This is a genomic window from Streptomyces sp. NPDC006512, from assembly GCF_040611935.1.
GTDB lineage: Bacteria > Actinomycetota > Actinomycetes > Streptomycetales > Streptomycetaceae > Streptomyces.
This window is the reverse complement of record NZ_JBEXPG010000133.1, coordinates 1-3,629: the sequence shown is the minus strand read 5'-3', so window position 1 is coordinate 3,629 and position 3,629 is coordinate 1. Positions and strand designations below refer to the sequence as shown.

Here is a 3,629-nt window from a genome sequence, read left to right as displayed (position 1 = left end):
AGGAGTTGGCAACAAGCCTGTTGCGTGCGAACTATGTAAATGCAGGTCAGAGGTAGAAAGTCGTTGCAACGGCCTTCCGAAGTAACGCAACGCCCGATGCCATCGCGTTGCAATCAACTGGGAGTGAACGCTATGGTGGACGCACCACGGACCACGAAGGAGACCCCGATGCCGGGAGGCAGACTCACCCAGCAGGAACGCCAGCAGATCGCGCTGGGCCTGGCCGACGGCCTCGCCTACGCGGAGATCGCCCGCGGCCTCGACCGCCCGACCTCGACGATCACGCGCGAGGTGATGCGCAACGGCGGTCCCACCGCCTACCGCGCCGACCTCGCCCACCGCGCGACCGAACGCCGCGCCCACCGGCGCACGCAGACCGCGCCCCGGGGTGTGCAGGCGCCCCCGCAGGCCCACGGACGCGACGCCGAGGCCGTGCGCGAGTACGAGGAGACGTACACCACCGTCCTCATGTCCTCGGGCATGCCCAAGATGATGGCCCGGGTGATGGCCTGCCTCACGCTGACCGACACCGGCAGCCTCACCGCGTCCGAACTGGTCCAGCGCCTCCAGGTCAGCCCGGCCTCCATCTCCAAGGCGGTCGCGTTCCTCGACGAACAGGGCCTCGTCCGCCGGGAACGCGACGAACGCCGCCGCGAGCGCTACGTCGTCGACGACGACGTCTGGTACCAGTCGATGATCGCCAGCGCCCGCGCCACCGCCCAGCTCGCCGAGACGGCGCGGCAGGGCGTCGGCGTCCTCGGCCACCAGACCCCGGCCGGCACCCGTCTGGAGAGCATCTCCCGCTTCGTCGACTTCGTCAGCGAGAGCATCACCCGCGCCGCGGAACAGGCCCGCGACGTCCTCCACACGAAGCCCGAGACGCCTGCGGACGGCAGCACCTGAGCGTGCGCCCCGGAGGGTTCGGGCCGGGGCGCACCGTGTGGAGGAGGTCGGGAGGGGCCGGTGGCCCCCGGGCCGGCTCAGCGGATCAGTTCGCGCTCGCGCGGGGAGCGCGGGGCAGGGGAACCGGAGTCGCCGGTGGTGGCCGGCCGGCGGCTCAGCTTCTCGCCCTCGACGTCCAGGTTCGGCAGCAGCCTGTCCAGCCACTTCGGCAGCCACCAGGCGGAGCTGCCCAGCAGGGCGAACAGGGCCGGGACGATCGCCATGCGGACGACGAAGGCGTCGAAGAGCACGGCCGTCGCGAGGGCGAAGCCGATCATCTTGATGAGGTCGTTCTGCTCGGTGATGAAGCCGGAGAACACGCTGATCATGATGATCGCGGCCGCGCTGACCACGCGTCCGCCGTGGTGGAATCCGGTGACGACGGCCTCCTGGGGCCGCGCTCCGTGGACGTGTGCCTCCCGCATCCGGCTGACCAGGAACACCTCGTAGTCCATCGCGAGGCCGAACACCACGCCGATCATGAAGATCGGCATCGTGCTCATGACGGGGCCGGCCTCCTTGACGCCGAAGACGTCGGCGAGCCAGCCCCACTGGAAGACGGCGACCACGGCCCCGAGGGACGCGCTGACCGACAGCAGGAAGCCGAGGGCCGCCTTGAGCGGGACCAGGACCGACCGGAAGACGAGGACCAGGAGGAGGAAGGCGAGACCGACGACGAGTGCCAGGTAGGGCACCAGGGCGTCGTCGAGGGTCTTCGAGAAGTCGATGAACATCGCGGTCTGGCCGGTCACGAGGATCTCCTGCGCCCCCGTGGCCGTCTCGATGCCGCCCACGCTGCCGCGGAGGGTGCGGACCAGTTCCTCCGTGGCGTGGTCGGTGGGTCCGGTGCCCGGTACGAGGTTCAGGATCGCGGTGTCGTTCGCCGCGTTGGGCGCGGCCGGCGAGACGGACGCGACCCCGTCGACCTCGGCCAGCGCCTTGCCGACGCCGCCGGCCGCGGCCCCGGCGTCCGGAGCGCTCACGGTGATCATCAGCGGTCCGTTGAAGCCGGGGCCGAAGGACTCCGACAGCATGTCGTACGCCTTGCGCTGCGTGGTCTCGGCGGCCATGGTGCCCTCGCCGGGCAGCCCCAGTTCCAGGCTGGCGGCGGGCAGGGCGATCGCGCCCAGCCCGAACACGCCGACGACCAGGACGGCCACCGGGTGGCGCAGTACGTAACGGGCCCAGCGCGTCCCCAGGTTGGGCTTCGTCCGGGCGGCCTCCTTGGCGGCCTTGCGCTGCTGGCGGGCGGAGAGCGGCTTGCCGGTGATCGCCTTGCGGTCGATGCGGCGGAGCACCTTGACGGGCGCGAAGCCGAGCAGGGCGGGCACGAGGGTGATCGCGATGAGGACGGCGACGGCGACGGTGCCCGCGGCGGACATGCCCATCTTGGTGAGCATGGGGATGTTCACCACGGCCAGTCCGGCGAGCGCGATGATGACGGTGAGGCCCGCGAAGACGACCGCCGAGCCGGCGGTGCCGACGGCGCGTCCCGCGGCTTCCTGCCGTTCGTGGCCCTCGGCGATCTCGGAGCGGTAGCGGGAGATGATGAACAGGGCGTAGTCGATGCCGACGGCGAGGCCGATCATCATGGCCAGCGTGGAGGTGTTCGCGGACAGGCCGAGGGTGCTGCCGAGCGCGGTGATGCCGCTGATGCCGACACCGACCCCGATGAGGGCGGTGAGCAGGGGCATGCCGGCGGCGATCATCGATCCGAAGGTGATCAGCAGGACCACGGCGGAGACGAGGATGCCGATCCCCTCGGCACCGCCCATCGCCACGTCGATCTTGATGGCGTCACCGCCGGCCTCGACGGTCAGGCCCGTGTCGCGGGCCCTGTCGAACGCCTCCGTCAGCGCGTCGTGTTCCACGTCGGTCAGCTCGGTGGCGGTGGCCTTGTACGTCACGACCGCGTACGCGGTGGTGGCGTCCTTGCTGACGGCTCCGGGCAGGTACGGGTCGGTGACGGAGACGACCCCCGGGGCCTTCGCCAGTTCGGCGACGAGCCCGGAGACCGCCGGCTTGCGCTCGGGGCCGGAGACGTCCTGGCCCTGGGGCGCACGTACGACGACCCGGGCGCTGGCACCGCCGGCGCTCGCCGCCGGGAACTTCTCCTTGAGCAGGTCGAAGGCCTTCTGCGACTCGGTACCCGGCATCGAGAAGGTGTCGGCCGGGGGCGCGGGGGCGGAGGAGGCCGCGACCACGGCGCCCACGAGGACCAACAGCCACAGGAGGGCTGTGAGGCCACGCCTTCGGAACGCGAAGCGGCCCAGTCTGTGGAGGAACGTTGCCATGGTGGGGGACTCCCGTCGAGATCAAATGGCATCAAGACCCGCCTGAGGCACGACAGAACCCGTCACCACCCAACCGGGCCGCACGCGCCGATCCCCGGCCCGCGGCGCGGAACGTGAGGTCCGCGCAGCCGAGCCGGCCGGGCAACCGGCACGTCGGAATCCTGACGCGACCGCCTTGAGCGGGGACTGAATTCCGATTGACTCTCGTGGAGGCCTGGTGGCCGCACCCGGGGGCGCTGCGGGCCACAACGGGGCCGGTATAGCGTTCACACTCAGTCCATTGCAACGAACAGGGTTCGAGCGTTGCGTTAATCCAAAGGATCATTGCAATGATTTGTGGACTCTGACCTGGGCTGATGTCGATTCCGCGCAACGAACATGTTGATGATTTTC

At 70.2% G+C, this 3,629-nt stretch carries 2 protein-coding genes; one reads left to right on the top strand and one right to left on the bottom strand.

Annotation, left to right across the window (positions count from 1 at the left end):
• Positions 1-168: 168 nt before the first annotated feature.
• The gene (locus ABZZ17_RS39895) at positions 169-903 is read left to right on the top strand and encodes a helix-turn-helix domain-containing protein (protein WP_356884268.1); all 735 of its coding nucleotides are present in this window, start codon (positions 169-171) and stop codon (positions 901-903) included.
• A 77-nt stretch (positions 904-980) separates the two neighbouring features.
• On the opposite strand, the gene ABZZ17_RS39890 is transcribed toward ABZZ17_RS39895, so the two are convergent.
• Positions 981-3,236 (bottom strand): MMPL family transporter, encoded by a 2,256-nt coding sequence (locus ABZZ17_RS39890; protein WP_356884266.1) that lies wholly within the window; start codon positions 3,234-3,236, stop codon positions 981-983.
• Positions 3,237-3,629: the final 393 nt, after the last annotated feature.

Bases quoted from the DNA above. Each gene is read 5' to 3' on its own strand.
- ABZZ17_RS39895 (WP_356884268.1), top strand. From the start codon at position 169: ATGCCGGGAGGCAGACTCACCCAGCAGGAACGCCAGCAGATCGCGCTG.
- ABZZ17_RS39890 (WP_356884266.1), bottom strand. From the start codon at position 3,236: ATGGCAACGTTCCTCCACAGACTGGGCCGCTTCGCGTTCCGAAGGCGT.